The following is a 14,032-nucleotide window of genomic DNA, read 5'->3' on the forward strand; positions in this document are numbered from 1 at the left end:
CACAGGTCTTCTAGATCAGACCTTCGGAACGCGCTACCGATGGTGGTGACGGCGGACCCTTCACGAAGACATCGATCAGCACGTCCTCGTCCTGGTACGACGCGAACTGCGCCAACCCCGGTGTCTGGCGCACAGCCGAATGAACGGCGTCACCGTTCTGCGGATACTCCGGTACGACGTGACGCCAATGGGCGCACAGCAGCGTTCCACCAGTCTCGAGATGCTCGACGACGTGCAGCATTGCCTCGATCAGCTTTTCGAAGGTCAGGTAGTAGCCGACCTCGCTGATGACGACGAGGTCGAAAGTCTCGTCGGGCCAGTCGTCACCCAACGCCCACAGACGAAATTCGGCATCACGTCCGGTAAGCCGCGCACGGGCGCTCTCGAGTGCGGCCGGGACGATGTCGGTGGCGAGAACGCTGTCGCAGCGCTCTACCAACTTCTCGGTGAGAACCCCGATCGAGCATCCTGGTTCGAATGCGCGACGGTATCGAGGTTTGGGGAGCATCGCGGCGCTGAGCGCGTACTTTCGCTGCTCGTACCACCGGGATTCGAAGTCCCACGGATCGGATTGCGCCGCATACATCTTGGCGAAGTAGTCCGCGGGAAGCTCACGATCGGTCATACGAACACCGTTTCGTACGGTCGCAGTAGTCGTTCCATCGCATGTCGGGGGAGGATGGGTGCATCCGCGGGATGGTCGGAAAGCGGGGCGATCTGTGAAGTGAACTCATTGGCAGCAGCGGATTTTGCAGCCTGAACGTCGGAGGGCAAGGCCACTCTTCTGGCCCTTTCCCACGGGACTGCTGCATGATCCGGCTCAGCCCAATGCCACGCCCAGATGGGGTACTCGATCAATCGTGATCCAGTGTCCGCGCAGGCCTTCGCCGCTGCCTCCCCGGTGGCTTCATGGTCGGGGTGGCCGTCCCCGCGCCATGTCGAGGCGCACCAGGTACCCGTCGAGGAATCACCGAGAATCGAGCTGAGACGGTCGGTCAACTCCTGTCGGTTCTCCCTGATCTTCCCGTCTGGAAGGCTCAATCGAACCGGTGCGGGAATTCCGAGTACACGCGCTGCTCGATCCGACTCGGACCGCCTGAGATGTTCCATCTCAGGCTGAGTCACTGTTGGTGAATCGGGATGTGAGGCTCCACCGTCGGTGACAGACACCACGTGAACGTCGATGCCGGAAAGCGTTGCGAGAAGAGCAGTTCCACCCAGTCCGAGTATTTCGTCGTCGGGATGGGGAGCGACGACGATCAATCGCGAGCACCCGGTGAGATCCAGTTCCGGAAAGCTGCGTCCCCACTCCTGCCATGTCGATTCGGGAGTGCCGCCATCGTCGACAGGCTTCTGCGCGAACAGTTTCGAGTTCACCACGGCCGTTTCCCCTTGGCCGCAATCCGGCCCAGTTCGGCGAGATCCTTCTCGGCGTGGCTCTGCCGCAAGTAGACGGTGAGGTCGGCTACCCGCGCGGCATGCTCGGCGTCCATGCAGAGCGGTGCGGCGCCGAGAGCGCGTCCCACCCGATCCAGGGTCTCGGTGGCGGCGCGCTCGACAATTGCCCGCACACGGAGTGCCCGCTGCATGGCCTCGGCATTTTCGTCGAAAGGATCGGCGTCGATCTCCGCCGCCGCGACTGCGAGCGCGTTGCGCGCTGCGGCCAGCGCCGCATCGACCGCGCCGAGGTGGGCGAGTAGGTAGGGATCGTCGCTGCTTGCAGCCTTGTCGTACAACGGATCTGCAACGCCGCAGGCACCGCCGTACCAACATGCAGCCACGCCTATCGCGCCGTGCCAGAACCCCGGCCTGCTCAGGTAGTCGCCTGCCGTCCCGACCGGTATCGCCGGAACCATGTCGAAGTCGACCGCGCTGGAGTCGCTTTCGGCCATACCGACGGCCTTCCACGAATCGGGAACGGGATGCACCCCAGGTAGTCCGAGCTCAACTGCGAAGAGTGAGGGTACTCCGTCGACCAAGGCGGTGATCAGTGCATGCGTGCAGGTGTTGGCGCCGGAACACCACAATTTGCGGCCGGTGAGCGTCCAGATCCCTACGTGCTCAGACGCATTCACCACAGGTTCGGGTGGCTCGGCCGCCCACACTCCCCACAGCTGCCCGGGTTCGGGATCCGGCCCGTCGAGTTCGGTGAGTATCGCGACGGCATCGGTGTGAGCCTCAGCCATCCGCCCGAGAACCACATTCTCGCGCGTGAGCTCTGCCAGGGAGGTCCACCGCGCGGCTGTCGCGCCGCCGCCGGGAAGCGGCAAGTACAGTCCACCTGCATCCAGGAGTGTGTGTAGTCGTTTCATCGTGCCAGCTCCGCTTCTTCGTTATCGGCGGTCGTACAACCCAGGTTACGGATATGTCCGGCAAAGCCGCCCGGAGTTCGGCCGTCGAGACGCGCAGACGTGGTGACCGCAATGTCTTCTGCCCACGCGATACAGGCACCAGCCTCGCTCAACCGCCGGACGAGATCGACGTCCTCGTCTTCTTCGAGATCGGAGAATCCTCCGACGCTCCAGTACATATCCGCGCGGACACCGAGGTTGGCCCCGTGGACGTGACCGTGTCGACCATATGGATGTGCGTGGTACATACGTTCGTATCGTTCGCGAACGGAGTGTGGATGGCCTTCCCAATCCGCGATGCGTACGGTTCCCGCGACGACGTCCGCAGTACGCGCATACTCCAATTGGCGCGCAATCCAGGTGGGGCCGACCACCGAATCTGCATCGGTGGTGGTGAACCACGCCGAAGCTCCCAACCCTCGGCCGAACTCGGAAAAGCCCGTCGCTCGCGAACGTCCGACGTTCTGGTGCTCGACGCGGAGTACTTCGACCCCGTCGGGGATGACACCGGCGGTTCCGTCCGAACAGTTGTCGAGGACGGCAACCAGTCGGACGGGAACAACGCAAGCCGACGCCGCTGTTGCGAGTGCGCGAAGGCAATTGGGGAGGTCTTCGGCTTCGTTGTGGGCGGGAACTACGACAAGAACCTGGTCGATTGGCACAGTGACGATCCTTTCCTCACCCTGGTACGGTCGGGTCTTCTTTCGTCCCGGTTCTCAACAGATAACCACATTTCGGACGAGGGCCGCCGCTCGACCGCCAGCAGTCACGCAGGTCGAAAACTGTTTCGGTGAAACATCTCTGGATGCGTTTGGGAACTGTGACTTCGGGGTACAAGACGGGGTTTTGCGACTGTGCTTTAAGGTGCAAAACGGGGTTTTGCACCGAAGAATCTTCAGAACCGGCGGTGGCGCACCGAATCGATGAGCATCCGGGCAACCTCGTGCAGTTTCACGTTGGTGTTCTGCGATTGCTGCACAAGACGGCTGAATGCTTCCTCGGCGTCGATGCCGTGGACGGCGATCAGGACACCTTTGGCTTGTTCGATCTCGGCCCGAGATTCCATGGCGCAGTGCAACTGTTCGATGTGCTCGTGTGCTTGACGCCAGCGTCGTGAATCTGCGATCGCCGCGCCCGCACCGGCGGTGAACAATTTCATCAACTCTTCGTCGAAGGCCTTGAACTCTGTCGAGGCGAATCCGTAGACGTTGAAAGCGCCGAGCAGTTCGGTGTTCCCTTCGCCCATGGTGATCGGCACGGACAAGTAGGACCGGACGCCTTGTTTGCGGGCTTCGTCGGTGAATTCCGGCCATTCGTCGACGTGATCACCCACCTTTGCCCGAACCGAGGACACCGTGCGCGCGGCGTCAACGCACGGACCACGATCAGCGGCGTGCTGGGCGTCATCTATCTCGGAAAGGTAGTCCGCGGTGGACGCAGCAGTTCGTGGGCCATCGGTGGACAACACCGTCACGCTGACAGCATCGGCGTCAGGCAGTGCTTTGACCGCGGTCTCGGCCAGACGTTGGAGCATGGAGTCGAGATGCTCGTCCGTGTTCAGATTGGACCGGAGTCCGGCAATCGCTTCGGCGAGTGTGTCGAGCGAATCTGCTGCGGAAGCAAACGCCGCGGCTACCTGAGGAGCGTCCGCATTGCCTGTCATGACTCAGGTCTACTCCGCAAACTGCGACGATGTAACCGTTCCGGGCAGTCGATGCTGCGATGTTCGCATGAAATCCGAGGTTCCTGGGTAGCCGCACGCAGCGATGTGCGATGTCGCCTGAAAAAGAGGAGCCGATGATGATCCTGCGTCTACCTGGTGTGTATCGACCGCAACACGACACGTCGTTACTGGCGGATGCGCTGCTGTTCGAGCACCTCACCGCTCGCAGCCGGGTCCTGGATCTGTGCACGGGGACCGGCGCCCTCGCCGTCGCGGCATCGGCGGCTGGTGCAGGCCACGTCGTCGCGGTCGACATATCTCGCCGAGCGTGCGCCAATGCTCGTCTCAACGGAATCCTCAACGGAACCTTGATCGATTCCCGTCGCGGCGACCTCACCGAGGCGGTACACGGCGAACTCTTCGATCTGGTGATCTCCAACCCGCCGTACGTCCCTGCGCTGGCAGACGATCTACCTACCGCTGGAATCGAACGGGCTTGGGACGCAGGCAAGGACGGACGCGCCCTCATCGACAGGATCGCGGCCACCGTTCACGAAGTACTCGTCCCCGGCGGCACACTACTTCTTCTGCAGTCGGTACTGTGTGGGGTCGACAAGACCGAGGCGATACTCGAGGAACACGGTATGGCCGTGGAGATCTCGGCCCGGAAGTACATTCCCTTCGGGCCCGTGATGCGCGAGAGGCGCACCATGCTCGAGGCACGAGGGTTGATCACCACCGGTCAGGAAATCGAACAACTCGTGATCATTCGCGCAACGAAGTCTCGCCCTTCTCCCAACTCGATGTGAGGTGATCGCCGAGAAGGTCGTCGAACGCGAGGCACGTTGCAGCGCCGAACAAGATGTCATCAGTGCGGTGCGGCTGCGAAGAAGCAAGACCGCCGGCAAGTTCCCGAACAGCGATCTGTTCGTGAACGGAATCCGCTTCCACGTGCTCGTCGTAGAACAGTGTCGCGTCCGAACCGAATCCGAGTCGGCGCAAGCCGGCACTGTACCGTTTGCTCGGCAGCGCCGACGTGGTCTCGACGGCGCACAGGTGCCCGACCAGCGCTCCGAGATGTCGGCGATGAAAGCCGAAGAGCGAGAGAGCATTCAACGACGCCAAGGTTACCGCGGGAACAGCATCGATGTAGTGGCCGTAGCGGTCCGAAAGGCCGACAGCCCGCATGGTGTCGGCAAAAAGACGCGAATGCATTCGTTCTGCGCTGCCCCCTCCGTACTCGTCGCTCTGCACTTCGACGAGGGCTGCTTTGACGGCACCGGAGAGGCGCGAAATTCCAAGGGTGTGCACATCCGCTTCACGCAGCTGATTGAGCGAACGGTGAATCAGCACCTCCGCGAACTGATCGATTGTGGCGTCCTTCGCCATAAAGGACGCCAGACCGGGGCCTGCACTGGGAGCCGTCATCGCCCACAAATCGGCTACGACGTCACCGGACGACGGAACCTTTCCCACGAGTTCCACGATGGCGGCCTCGAAATTCGTCTCGAGACGCGACCTCGCCGCGAGCAGGTCCAGATTCCACTCCCACGCGTCCGAGACGTTCTCGATTCCCTGCAAATGAAGCTCGTAGAGGAGCGTCAGAGTCAACTGAGCGTCGTCGTCTCGAAGAATGTCGTAGGTGGGGTCGATGGACCGTGCAACGTCGTACGCGTCAGCGGCAGCCGTAAGCTCCCTCGGATCGGCCGAGGAGCGCAGAATGGAAACGAGAGTGGCGCTCAATGGGCCGCGAGCCTGTGGAACAGGCATGGAAGTGGGCACGCCAGTGGCCGAATCGAGAAGTGAAGAGGACATATGACCGCGTTTCCCGAATCGTCATCTGCCGAAACACCGAGTGTTGCCGGTAACAACACCACCATAATCGCCTGCTCGGACGGCCCGCTGCTGGTGCGTGGTGACTTCGAGTTGCTCCGTGACGACGGCACTCCGATAGAGAACAAGCGCTCTACGGTTGCTTTGTGTCGATGCGGGCGGACCGGCATCGCGCCGTTCTGCGACAGCTCCCACAAGAAGAAGCGGGCGCGAGCGACGTAACCGGGGCCAACTCGGAACGAGCCGGACCCGTAAACCAAGACGGCCCTGAAACCAAGAAAAGGCTGGATGCCGGCACCGTGCGGTGCAGCGTCCAGCCTTTTCAGTCTGAAGTCAGACTGGGATCGAACTCAGATGGCGCGAACGTTCTGAGCCTGGGGGCCCTTCTGGCCCTGTCCGATCTCGAACTCGACCTTCTGGCCCTCGTCGAGGGACTTGTAGCCGCTGCCCTGGATCTCCGAGTAGTGAACGAACACATCCGGTCCGCCACCTTCCTGCTCGATGAATCCGAAGCCCTTTTCACCGTTGAACCACTTGACACTGCCCTGAGCCATAACCAAATTCTCCTGGATCCATCGAGCCGAGCCCTCCCATCGAGAGTCCGGTCTCACACCTGATCCTGCCATGCTCTTCTTTTTCTGTCTCCAATTACATGCATGGCGAGTTGCAGTATTTGACGGGTTTGTCCCGTTCCGGGACCACGTCGGAAGCAGGTGATTGTTCAACTATGCGCGTTTACCTGCTGTGATGTATTCGTCGCTTCGATGTAGCGCGAAATGACAACACCTGTGTTAAATCTGGATTCGCGGCGCAGAATGCCACCCCGATACCCAGGAGGGGACCAAATACCCAACTCGATCGGGGTCGAGATCAGTCCGAATCGTCGGGTTTGGTGTGCCCGTCGAACGTCACATGGATGTTCTCGTGGGGAACCGCGCGTTGGGCTTTTGCTTGATCGGCGAAGGTGCGCCGATCGCCTTCGATGAGTTCGGTGTTGTCGGTGAACGGAGCCAACAACGCCCGCGGATGGAGTTTGTCGACTCGCACGACGTTGATTTCCGCGCACATGACGATCGAGGCGGCAGCGAGGAACAAGAAGGCCAACAAACCCAGAACGATGGCAAAGACGCCATTGGTGGTGGAGGCACCCCGCACCACGGAGGTCACGTAGAGGGCACCGAAGGACTGAAGTGCTTGCCAGAGAACAGCAGCGGCGATCGCTCCAGGCGCCACATCGGCTACCGAGAGCGGGCGGGCGCAGGTGAGCCGGAAAGCGACGATGAAGATGCCTGCATTCAAGACGACTACCGCAAGGGTCAACAGGAAGCTGAACGAACCGCCCAGATGAAGCGCACCGCCGATGTTGGAGACAGCGGTGGTCCCCAAGATCGCGAGACCGATGGTGCCCAGGAGCAGTAACCCTTGAAGACGCCCGCGGATGGGATCCGGTCGCATGTTTCGGGGCACCGACCACACCGTGTTCATCGCATTCTGGCAAGCCAGAGCGACACCGAGGCCACCGTAGAGACCACCGACGATTCCGATCACCAGCCCTGTGACACCGCCGCCGATCTGTTGCGCATTGCCCAGATCGTCACCGATCACCGGAAACTGATGCAGAGCGGAGTCCAAGATTTGTTGCTGAAGCTCGGGGTTGCCAGAGAGCACGAAGCCGAGAATGGTCGAGAGCAACAGAAGAAGAGGGAAGAGCGAGACGAAGCCGTAGTACGCGATCAGCGCGGCGAGATAAACACCTTGATCGTCGAGGAACTTGTAGAGGACCGCTATCGGGAACCCCAGGGCCGGATGCTTCTGTTGCAAGGCATCGAGGCGCTTGGCGATTGTCATTCTCGGTCTCTCTCAGCTCGTCGGACAGCCCGACGAACCTTAGTCGCTGCGAGCGCGCGGCGCTCGACGCCGGTGCAGGCTTGGCGTCAGGAGGCTTCGAGTGACTTTTCTGCTTCGGCGAGCGCGCGCATTGCTCCCTCGACAGAGTTGGTGACCGGAAATTCCTCTTCCGCCCGTGCGGCCCGAAGCAAGCGTCGAAGCGGGTGTGACCCGATGACGGACCAGTGGAAGTCGTGCGCTCGTGAACGGGAGTTCAGTTCGGCGAACAGTTCGAGGCAGACCGCACCGACGAACAGTGAGTTTGACAGGTCGAGAATGACGCGGGACCACTCCGCAGCGTACGAGTTGAGAAGTTCTCTCAGTTCTGGGGCGGACAGTTTATCGAGGTCGACGTCGACCTGGATCAGGACTGTCGAGGGTGCTATCCGCCAGGCCGCGAAGCCATGTGTGTCCACGATCGGACCCAATTGTGTTGAGGGATCGACGAAATCGATCGCTGTGTGGTCGAGTTCATTCAGATTCATGGCAGATCCGGTCTGTGTGCTTTTCGTCGAAAGGCTGACGACCGACCTGGCGGCACGGAAAGTGGAAGAGTCCAGGTGTGGAAAGCATTGAGCCCAATGGATGTACGCAGGAAGTTGTGACCTGAATCCAGAGTCCTGATGCGAACCGAGCGCCAGCGGCTTCAGCCCCGGCTGTATTCTCAACCTCGGTATCGCTCAGTGTAGCTCGAGGGCTTGGATCGGTCCAGGCTTGTAGTCGAACATTAAGCGGTGCAATGTTTTTGGCTCGACACTTCGGTATGGTTGGGGATCAGCGCCACCTGACGAAGGGATTTCAGATGAACGACCGCGATGCACTCACGGCCATCTCGACCAAGCTCGACACACTGATCGGCGCGGAGGCCAACGGTCTGCAGGACGAGGTTCCGCCCGGTTCCAGTGTTCAGCGCACCGAGCAGGACGGCGAGCACGGCCGGTGGGGGCACGATTACCGTCTCGCCAACAAGTATCTCGAGGCTCTCGACATCGGCCAGCCCGGGCTCATTGACCGAGACGAGATGGAACGTCTTGCGCAGGAATACATCTGATCCTGGGGACCTACTTCAGAAGATTTCACCCATCTCGGTGCGCAGCTGCTTCAGTGTCTGAGTGAGGATTCTGGATACATGCATCTGAGAGATGCCGATCTTTTCGGCAATCTGGGACTGGGTGAGATGACCGAAGAATCTGAGAACCACGATCGTGCGCTCGCGCTCCGGTAGTGCAAGGAGCGCGGGTCGCAGGGTTTCGTGATTGTCGATCCGACTGATCGCTTCGTCGTACTGTCCCAAAGTATCGATCAGAGTCAGTCCGCTCCCGTCGCCGGCTGACGCGGTGTCGAGCGGTGTGGTTCGATATGAATTTCCGGCGGTCAACCCCTGTTCGACCTCGTCCGGCTCGATGTCGAGCTCCGTGGCAAGTTCCGCTACCGTCGGTGCACGGCCGAGCGTCTGCGACAACGACGTGAGCGCCCGGTTGAGGGCAAGATGTCGTTCCTGAAGGCTGCGAGGTACGCGTACGGACCAGCCGTGATCGCGAAAATGCTTGCGTACCTCACCCATTACGGTGGGGACTGCGAACGACAGGAAATCCGATCCTTTGTCTACGTCGAATCGCTGCACAGCCTGTACCAACCCCACGCGCGCAACTTGTTCCAAGTCCTCGAAAGGCTGGCCGCGCCCCTGGTAGCGACGTGCAACGTGGGTGGCGAGCGGTAGGCACAGTTCGATGATCGAGTTGGTGATCTTTTCCCGGGTCGGATCATCCGGCGGAAGCGAGGCCATCGAGACGAACAATTCGACAGCTAGTTCGTACTGGTCCTTCTTGTCCGTTGGTACAGCCTTGCCCGGTGGGACAGTATCGTCCGGTGGGACAGCGGTCACGCACGCTCCTGGAGCAAGCCCTTTTCAAGCGTCATCGTCAGGGTGATGTGACCGTCCGCGTCGATTTCCGATTGCTCCAAACGGACCGAGTCGACCAGTGCTTCGAGAACGAACCATCCGAAGCTGTGGGACTTGTCGGGTATTTCGGAGTGCGCGATCACCGACACGACGATCCGAAGAGTGCGACCGTAGGTCTCGAATCGGCAGGTCAAGTCGCTGGACGGTATCGCATGGCCGATGAGGATGCTCGCGACTTCGTCCATCGCCAGAGCAAGGTCGGCTGTCCCGTCGACGTCCAATCCGGTGTTGTTGGCAACCGTGCGGGTGATTCCGCGCAGAGTCGGCAGTTGGGAGTACGACGCTCGGACGCGGAGCGAGGCAATGGAGTCGTGAGTAAGTTCGGCTTCGGTCGGACTCGACAGAGGAATCAAGGGGCTTCCTGTAGGTAGATGTGGCGTAATTCCGGCGGACCGAGGCAAGGAACGGTACCGGCCATGCGTGCCAGCCATCTCTACCCCGGAAGTATTCATGGCCTTCGATTACCCTTCGCCCGGCGAAGTAATCCTCTTTACCCGAACTAGAGGATGAATTGTGAGACACATCACCTGTGGTGCGCTCGTACCGAATCCCATCTTTCATTTGTGACCCGTTCGGGTACGTCCGTTTCATGGGCACTCAGGCGGACAGGCAGATCCCCGTACACACACGACCGGAAGGCGTCACGGACGACGAGGTGAAGGCAGCGGGGGTGTTGTCGAACGCCCTCGAAACGGTGGAGCGGGCGCGAGGCGCTCTGTACGACTTCCATCAGCTGATCGGACATGCAGATCTGATGCTCGACGAGGTCGTAGAGCTACTGCGAACCAGCGGTAACGACGAGCTGGCCGATCAGGTCGAGAAAGAGTTGATGGGCCGGAACGTGGTCGAAGGGCGCTGGACCTTCCAGCTGGTCGAGGAGTTCGACGAGAACTACTGGTCCTTCTTTCGGGAATGCGAACAGGTGGTGCGTGACAAGCTGGCCGGCGGAGTGCCGCACCTCTTCGAAGCCGAGATGAAGGAGCGACGCCGCACGCACGGTTTACGACATCACGAGGCCAGGCCTTGAGGTTGCCACCTACTCCGGTGAGTTCGCAGCGGCACTGATCAGTGGTTCAGTTCGACCTTTACGCAACGATTCTCGTTCGGTCGCGGTCATGCCGCCCCAGATACCGTGGGGTTCCCCGGTCTGGATGGCGTGCACGAGGCATCTCTGCACGACAGGACACCTGGCGCACACCAGCTTCGCCGAACTCTCGCGTTTCGCTCGCCTGGAGCCGCGCTCGTTCGTGTCGTCGTAGAACAGGGCGGGGTCGGTGTCGCGGCAGGTGCCGGACAGCTGCCAATCCCACTCGTCGGCAAGGGGCCTGGGAGATGTGTAGGAGCGCATGAACATGGACGTTCCCTTCGCTGCGTGACGAACTCGACTCGGATCGGGGATCCAGGTCGGGTGTTAAGGCAAAGCTCGGTCCCGCCGGCCTGAACCGGCGGGACCTTCGAGGCTCCTCCCTCGAGGGGAAGATTTCGGGGGTACCTCTGGTCGGTCATTACCCAGCCGTACAACCTTTGAATCCCGGTCGTCAGGAATTCTTTTGATCGACGGCACGTCTCTCTGCTGCGGCGACAAGACCACCGGCGATGTCGCGCACCTTGACGTTCCATTCCTGCGACATCTCGACCAGAAGGTCGAAGGCTTGGTCGGCCGAGCACTCGCGCTCGGCCATCAGTAATCCCTTGGCCTGCTCGATCACGGGCCGAGAATCCAAAGCTCTTCTCAGTTCGTCGTTTTCCGCGCGAAGGCGGGTGAGGACGTCTGACGCTGAACTGGACTGCTGAGCCTGGGGTCGTTGAACCTCGTACACACGATGAAGCACTCCGATCACCCTGCCGTCATCATCGGTGACGGCGGAATTGACCGTATTCCAATAGCGCGTGACAAACAGCCCACTACCTCGCTCATCGCGCACGTCGTAACGCTGAGTCGGCAGTGCGTCCCGAGTTCTGGAGTGCATCGTGCGCTCGAATGACGCTGTCAACGAGAAGATTCCGTCGGCAAACGAGTCGTCGGGATTGTCGGGGAAGGCTTCGAACACTTCCACTCCGTGCAACTGATCGAGGCTGCGGCCGGACACGGCAAGGTATTCGTCGTTTGCGCCCTGGATACGGAAATCGCTGTCCACGAGCAGAAGAGAAGAAGTGCTTGCCGCAAATCGATCGCTTCGAACGATCGAGCGGAGAGTGCTCGAACTCATGATTGTGTCGTTTCTGTCCTGTCTTCGACGGCTGCGGCCCCTGATATTTCAGAAGTAATTGATCGCGAGAACTCCAAGGGCGGTGCCTGCCACGATCGATCCGAACAACAAACGCTGTTGCAACACGAACATCTGATACTCGCGACGCGTTTGTGCCGACGTGCCGCGCGAGTCCGCAGACATGCTCTTGCCCTTTCCTGTTGTGGGGATCGCGATTTCGGCCGACCCCCGATCGGCCGAAATCGCGGACGGAGCGTCAGTTCTGACGCGCCTCGTTTGCGGCATCCTGCTCGGTGGACGCGCCTTCGTGTACGAGGCTGCCGCCGGAGTTCTCGAGGTGCGCACGAACGAACCACTGGAACTTCTCCAACTGTGCCGTTTGGCCGATCAGCATGTCTTCTGTGATCGGATCGATCTTGCCGACGTTGTCGATTGCAGTGCGGCTGTCGGTGATGACCCCGGTGTAGACGAGGTCGAGCGCAGCCAGATGGGCGCGAGCGTCGTCGCGGCCGACGGAGTAGTCGTCCCAAGTCCGATCGCGCTCGATCGCTCCCGCTGTGCCCTTGGGGGAGTTGCCCAGTGCCGCGATACGTTCCGCCACATCATCGGCGTAGCCGCGAACCAGCTCCACCTGTGGGTCGATCATCTCGTGCACGCCAATGAAGTTGGGTCCGACGACGTTCCAGTGGACGTGCTTGAGCGTCAGATGAAGGTCGTTGTAGGCGCTGAGGCGTTCCTGCAGAATATCGGCGACGGACGAACCGTCTGCGCTGCTCAGTCCCGGTACGGTGAACTCGGACATATGTTTTCCTCTCGTCTTGATGGGGATCGCCCGCGAACGGGGCGGTCTCGCGCCATCGTCAATCGGATCGCGTGTCGGTCAGGTTCAGTGCGCGAGTGCTACTGGCTCCTCTGTCACCGGGTCGCCGTACATCATCGCGATTCGGCGCTTGACCTCTTCGGTTGTCAAAGTCGCGCTTGCAACAGTGATTCCGATGCCGGTGGTGCTCTCGCCCTGTGTGGGCGGGATGTCGATCGTCGTCATCTTGCTCCCGGTGAAGAGTGTGCCGTGAGGGAGTCGGCTGAACCACCGACTCCGACGTCTGGGTGTTCTACACCTTCGAGTGCCGGTTATGGCGCTTTCAAGTGCTACAAAATCTATATCAGCCGATGTAGATAATTGGCAAGGCTACTTCGATTCGACGGCTAAGGGAAGCTCCCTGTGCGATCTTGCCGAAATCGGCTTTGATCTGCCATTACATGCCTTCTCGGCTCGACGATTTTTGTCATGAGTGGCCCTGGACACGCTTGAATCTATGTCCTGGGCGTCAGATTCACTGCGTGATGATGCTAAGGTCGGATGACGCCGATTGAGACAGCCGACACCGAACTAGGAGGTTCCAGTGACGTCGGAATCCCAGACCCGGGCGCTGCGCGGCGTATACGGGATCTCAGTGATGTCAGAACTGTCCGGGGTAGGACCTCAGACGCTGCGCCTTTACGAGCGAAGGGGCCTGCTCACACCAACCCGCACGGATGGCGGTACACGCCGTTACAGCGAGGCCGACCTGGATACGCTCGGACGAATCACCGCGCTGATCGACGACGGAGTCAATCTGGTCGGTATCCGTCTGATTCTGTCCCTGGAGGCCGAAAATGCAGTCTTGGCGGCTCGAATCAGCCAGTTGACCGCCGAGGGTGACTAGTAGCGTTGCTCCATACGATGCCGTTCAGGATGGAGTTTCGGTGCGGGTAGGGTCGCCGAAGTCCGCGTCGGCGGAGATCTTGTTGCCTGCCGCTTCGATCTGTTCGAGCGCGGCGTCCAAAGCATCGACCAACCATTGATGCGACGCTTCCGCGAGGAGGCGATCCGGTGTGTCGGTGTTTTCGGATTGGAAGAACCGCACCAGCCACGATTCTCCGTTGTCGGGTCGATCGGAGAGTCCGGCCGCGGTATTGGTCGCCAGAAGATAACGGTTGTATTCGAGATCGACACGAATGGCGTACTCGCCGAACAGGTTCACCACATTGGCCGGCCGATGAGTAGCAGCAGCGAGCGCGATGAGAGCGTCGTTGTAGGTTTCGGAGTACTTCACCGTGAGGGGCATGGTCGGCCTGTCTTTCT

The 14,032-nt window shown here is 60.6% G+C and carries 22 protein-coding genes; 5 read left to right on the forward strand and 17 right to left on the reverse strand.

Annotation, left to right across the window (positions count from 1 at the left end; all coding sequences use genetic code 11):
• Positions 1 to 10: 10 nt before the first annotated feature.
• The 5 genes from AC2ETI_RS15590 to AC2ETI_RS15610 all read right to left on the reverse strand — a co-directional run bounded on the left by AC2ETI_RS15590 (position 11) and on the right by AC2ETI_RS15610 (position 4,014).
• Complete coding sequence (locus AC2ETI_RS15590) at positions 11 to 625, reverse strand: class I SAM-dependent DNA methyltransferase (protein ID WP_483634106.1); 615 nt, start codon at positions 623 to 625, stop codon at positions 11 to 13.
• Complete coding sequence (locus AC2ETI_RS15595) at positions 622 to 1,380, reverse strand: PIG-L deacetylase family protein (protein WP_030535919.1); 759 nt, start codon at positions 1,378 to 1,380, stop codon at positions 622 to 624. Before AC2ETI_RS15595 ends, AC2ETI_RS15590 begins: the two co-directional genes overlap by 4 nt.
• Positions 1,374 to 2,312 (reverse strand): acyl-CoA dehydrogenase family protein, encoded by a 939-nt coding sequence (locus AC2ETI_RS15600; RefSeq protein WP_019747477.1) that lies wholly within the window; start codon positions 2,310 to 2,312, stop codon positions 1,374 to 1,376. The genes AC2ETI_RS15595 and AC2ETI_RS15600 overlap by 7 nt, the downstream gene beginning before the upstream one ends.
• Complete coding sequence (locus AC2ETI_RS15605) at positions 2,309 to 3,013, reverse strand: glycosyltransferase family 2 protein (RefSeq protein ID WP_020968717.1); 705 nt, start codon at positions 3,011 to 3,013, stop codon at positions 2,309 to 2,311. Before AC2ETI_RS15605 ends, AC2ETI_RS15600 begins: the two co-directional genes overlap by 4 nt.
• A 233-nt stretch (positions 3,014 to 3,246) precedes the next feature.
• Positions 3,247 to 4,014, reverse strand: coding sequence for an ANTAR domain-containing protein (locus tag AC2ETI_RS15610; protein ID WP_483634107.1), 768 nt, complete (start codon positions 4,012 to 4,014; stop codon positions 3,247 to 3,249).
• Positions 4,015 to 4,124: 110 nt separating this feature from the next.
• Here AC2ETI_RS15610 and AC2ETI_RS15615 point away from each other — a divergent pair, with 110 nt between their 5' ends.
• On the forward strand, positions 4,125 to 4,823 hold the full coding sequence (locus tag AC2ETI_RS15615) for a HemK2/MTQ2 family protein methyltransferase (protein ID WP_019747474.1): 699 nt from the start codon (positions 4,125 to 4,127) through the stop codon (positions 4,821 to 4,823).
• Here AC2ETI_RS15615 and AC2ETI_RS15620 read toward each other — a convergent pair.
• A complete protein-coding gene (locus tag AC2ETI_RS15620) occupies positions 4,780 to 5,829 on the reverse strand; it encodes an iron-containing redox enzyme family protein (protein WP_046378098.1) in 1,050 nt (349 codons plus the stop codon). The genes AC2ETI_RS15615 and AC2ETI_RS15620 overlap by 44 nt on opposite strands.
• Here AC2ETI_RS15620 and AC2ETI_RS15625 point away from each other — a divergent pair, their 5' ends adjacent.
• Complete coding sequence (locus AC2ETI_RS15625; RefSeq protein ID WP_113682265.1) at positions 5,830 to 6,069, forward strand: CDGSH iron-sulfur domain-containing protein; 240 nt, start codon at positions 5,830 to 5,832, stop codon at positions 6,067 to 6,069.
• 128 nt (positions 6,070 to 6,197) lie between these two features.
• On the opposite strand, the gene AC2ETI_RS15630 is transcribed toward AC2ETI_RS15625, so the two are convergent.
• From AC2ETI_RS15630 to AC2ETI_RS15640, 3 genes are all read right to left on the reverse strand, one after another.
• Positions 6,198 to 6,401: a cold-shock protein gene (locus tag AC2ETI_RS15630; protein ID WP_003943666.1), complete on the reverse strand. Its 204-nt coding sequence runs from the start codon at positions 6,399 to 6,401 to the stop codon at positions 6,198 to 6,200.
• A 316-nt stretch (positions 6,402 to 6,717) separates the two neighbouring features.
• A complete protein-coding gene (locus AC2ETI_RS15635; protein WP_003943713.1) occupies positions 6,718 to 7,695 on the reverse strand; it encodes a YihY/virulence factor BrkB family protein in 978 nt (325 codons plus the stop codon).
• A gap of 86 nt (positions 7,696 to 7,781) precedes the next feature.
• Positions 7,782 to 8,219, reverse strand: coding sequence for an STAS domain-containing protein (locus AC2ETI_RS15640; RefSeq protein ID WP_269577938.1), 438 nt, complete (start codon positions 8,217 to 8,219; stop codon positions 7,782 to 7,784).
• Between the two features lie 317 nt (positions 8,220 to 8,536).
• Here AC2ETI_RS15640 and AC2ETI_RS15645 point away from each other — a divergent pair, with 317 nt between their 5' ends.
• On the forward strand, positions 8,537 to 8,785 hold the full coding sequence (locus AC2ETI_RS15645) for a modification methylase HgiDII (RefSeq protein ID WP_483634108.1): 249 nt from the start codon (positions 8,537 to 8,539) through the stop codon (positions 8,783 to 8,785).
• 15 nt (positions 8,786 to 8,800) lie between these two features.
• Here AC2ETI_RS15645 and AC2ETI_RS15650 read toward each other — a convergent pair whose 3' ends face one another.
• Entirely contained in the window at positions 8,801 to 9,520 is a 720-nt protein-coding gene (locus tag AC2ETI_RS15650) for a SigB/SigF/SigG family RNA polymerase sigma factor (protein ID WP_223258034.1), read from the reverse strand.
• A 95-nt stretch (positions 9,521 to 9,615) separates the two neighbouring features.
• A complete protein-coding gene (locus tag AC2ETI_RS15655; RefSeq protein WP_019747468.1) occupies positions 9,616 to 10,050 on the reverse strand; it encodes an ATP-binding protein in 435 nt (144 codons plus the stop codon).
• Positions 10,051 to 10,286: 236 nt separating this feature from the next.
• Here AC2ETI_RS15655 and AC2ETI_RS15660 point away from each other — a divergent pair, with 236 nt between their 5' ends.
• Positions 10,287 to 10,724 (forward strand): hypothetical protein, encoded by a 438-nt coding sequence (locus tag AC2ETI_RS15660; protein WP_029537813.1) that lies wholly within the window; start codon positions 10,287 to 10,289, stop codon positions 10,722 to 10,724.
• Between the two features lie 9 nt (positions 10,725 to 10,733).
• Here AC2ETI_RS15660 and AC2ETI_RS15665 read toward each other — a convergent pair whose 3' ends face one another.
• The 5 genes from AC2ETI_RS15665 to AC2ETI_RS15685 form a co-directional block, all read right to left on the reverse strand.
• Entirely contained in the window at positions 10,734 to 11,051 is a 318-nt protein-coding gene (locus AC2ETI_RS15665; RefSeq protein WP_020906545.1) for a WhiB family transcriptional regulator, read from the reverse strand.
• A 184-nt stretch (positions 11,052 to 11,235) separates the two neighbouring features.
• The gene (locus AC2ETI_RS15670) at positions 11,236 to 11,907 is read right to left on the reverse strand and encodes an ANTAR domain-containing protein (protein WP_020968724.1); all 672 of its coding nucleotides are present in this window, start codon (positions 11,905 to 11,907) and stop codon (positions 11,236 to 11,238) included.
• 48 nt (positions 11,908 to 11,955) lie between these two features.
• On the reverse strand, positions 11,956 to 12,090 hold the full coding sequence (locus tag AC2ETI_RS15675; protein WP_020968725.1) for a hypothetical protein: 135 nt from the start codon (positions 12,088 to 12,090) through the stop codon (positions 11,956 to 11,958).
• Between the two features lie 73 nt (positions 12,091 to 12,163).
• The gene (locus AC2ETI_RS15680; RefSeq protein WP_019747464.1) at positions 12,164 to 12,709 is read right to left on the reverse strand and encodes a Dps family protein; all 546 of its coding nucleotides are present in this window, start codon (positions 12,707 to 12,709) and stop codon (positions 12,164 to 12,166) included.
• 84 nt (positions 12,710 to 12,793) lie between these two features.
• Positions 12,794 to 12,952 carry a hypothetical protein gene (locus tag AC2ETI_RS15685; RefSeq protein WP_003943664.1) on the reverse strand — a complete coding sequence of 53 codons (159 nt, stop codon included), beginning with the start codon at positions 12,950 to 12,952 and terminating at the stop codon, positions 12,794 to 12,796.
• A gap of 358 nt (positions 12,953 to 13,310) precedes the next feature.
• Between AC2ETI_RS15685 and AC2ETI_RS15690 the strand changes: the two genes are divergently transcribed.
• A complete protein-coding gene (locus AC2ETI_RS15690) occupies positions 13,311 to 13,613 on the forward strand; it encodes a MerR family transcriptional regulator (RefSeq protein WP_003943719.1) in 303 nt (100 codons plus the stop codon).
• A 24-nt stretch (positions 13,614 to 13,637) separates the two neighbouring features.
• Here the strand turns inward: AC2ETI_RS15690 and AC2ETI_RS15695 are convergent, their stop codons facing one another.
• The gene (locus tag AC2ETI_RS15695) at positions 13,638 to 14,015 is read right to left on the reverse strand and encodes a hypothetical protein (RefSeq protein WP_019747463.1); all 378 of its coding nucleotides are present in this window, start codon (positions 14,013 to 14,015) and stop codon (positions 13,638 to 13,640) included.
• Positions 14,016 to 14,032 lie beyond the last annotated feature (17 nt).

Source organism: Rhodococcus sp. MurmanLake-1 (assembly GCF_056945715.1).

Coding starts and splice junctions, on each gene's coding strand:
- AC2ETI_RS15660 (WP_029537813.1), top strand. CDS start 10,287: ATGGGCACTCAGGCGGACAGGCAGATCCCCGTACACACACGACCGGAA.
- AC2ETI_RS15670 (WP_020968724.1), bottom strand. CDS start 11,907: ATGAGTTCGAGCACTCTCCGCTCGATCGTTCGAAGCGATCGATTTGCG.
- AC2ETI_RS15680 (WP_019747464.1), bottom strand. CDS start 12,709: ATGTCCGAGTTCACCGTACCGGGACTGAGCAGCGCAGACGGTTCGTCC.
- AC2ETI_RS15695 (WP_019747463.1), bottom strand. CDS start 14,015: ATGCCCCTCACGGTGAAGTACTCCGAAACCTACAACGACGCTCTCATC.
- AC2ETI_RS15590 (WP_483634106.1), bottom strand. CDS start 625: ATGACCGATCGTGAGCTTCCCGCGGACTACTTCGCCAAGATGTATGCG.
- AC2ETI_RS15635 (WP_003943713.1), bottom strand. CDS start 7,695: ATGACAATCGCCAAGCGCCTCGATGCCTTGCAACAGAAGCATCCGGCC.
- AC2ETI_RS15600 (WP_019747477.1), bottom strand. CDS start 2,312: ATGAAACGACTACACACACTCCTGGATGCAGGTGGACTGTACTTGCCG.
- AC2ETI_RS15620 (WP_046378098.1), bottom strand. CDS start 5,829: ATGTCCTCTTCACTTCTCGATTCGGCCACTGGCGTGCCCACTTCCATG.
- AC2ETI_RS15615 (WP_019747474.1), top strand. CDS start 4,125: ATGTCGCCTGAAAAAGAGGAGCCGATGATGATCCTGCGTCTACCTGGT.
- AC2ETI_RS15630 (WP_003943666.1), bottom strand. CDS start 6,401: ATGGCTCAGGGCAGTGTCAAGTGGTTCAACGGTGAAAAGGGCTTCGGA.
- AC2ETI_RS15640 (WP_269577938.1), bottom strand. CDS start 8,219: ATGAATCTGAATGAACTCGACCACACAGCGATCGATTTCGTCGATCCC.
- AC2ETI_RS15685 (WP_003943664.1), bottom strand. CDS start 12,952: ATGACGACGATCGACATCCCGCCCACACAGGGCGAGAGCACCACCGGC.
- AC2ETI_RS15665 (WP_020906545.1), bottom strand. CDS start 11,051: ATGTTCATGCGCTCCTACACATCTCCCAGGCCCCTTGCCGACGAGTGG.
- AC2ETI_RS15675 (WP_020968725.1), bottom strand. CDS start 12,090: ATGTCTGCGGACTCGCGCGGCACGTCGGCACAAACGCGTCGCGAGTAT.
- AC2ETI_RS15645 (WP_483634108.1), top strand. CDS start 8,537: ATGAACGACCGCGATGCACTCACGGCCATCTCGACCAAGCTCGACACA.
- AC2ETI_RS15610 (WP_483634107.1), bottom strand. CDS start 4,014: ATGACAGGCAATGCGGACGCTCCTCAGGTAGCCGCGGCGTTTGCTTCC.
- AC2ETI_RS15625 (WP_113682265.1), top strand. CDS start 5,830: ATGACCGCGTTTCCCGAATCGTCATCTGCCGAAACACCGAGTGTTGCC.
- AC2ETI_RS15650 (WP_223258034.1), bottom strand. CDS start 9,520: ATGGCCTCGCTTCCGCCGGATGATCCGACCCGGGAAAAGATCACCAAC.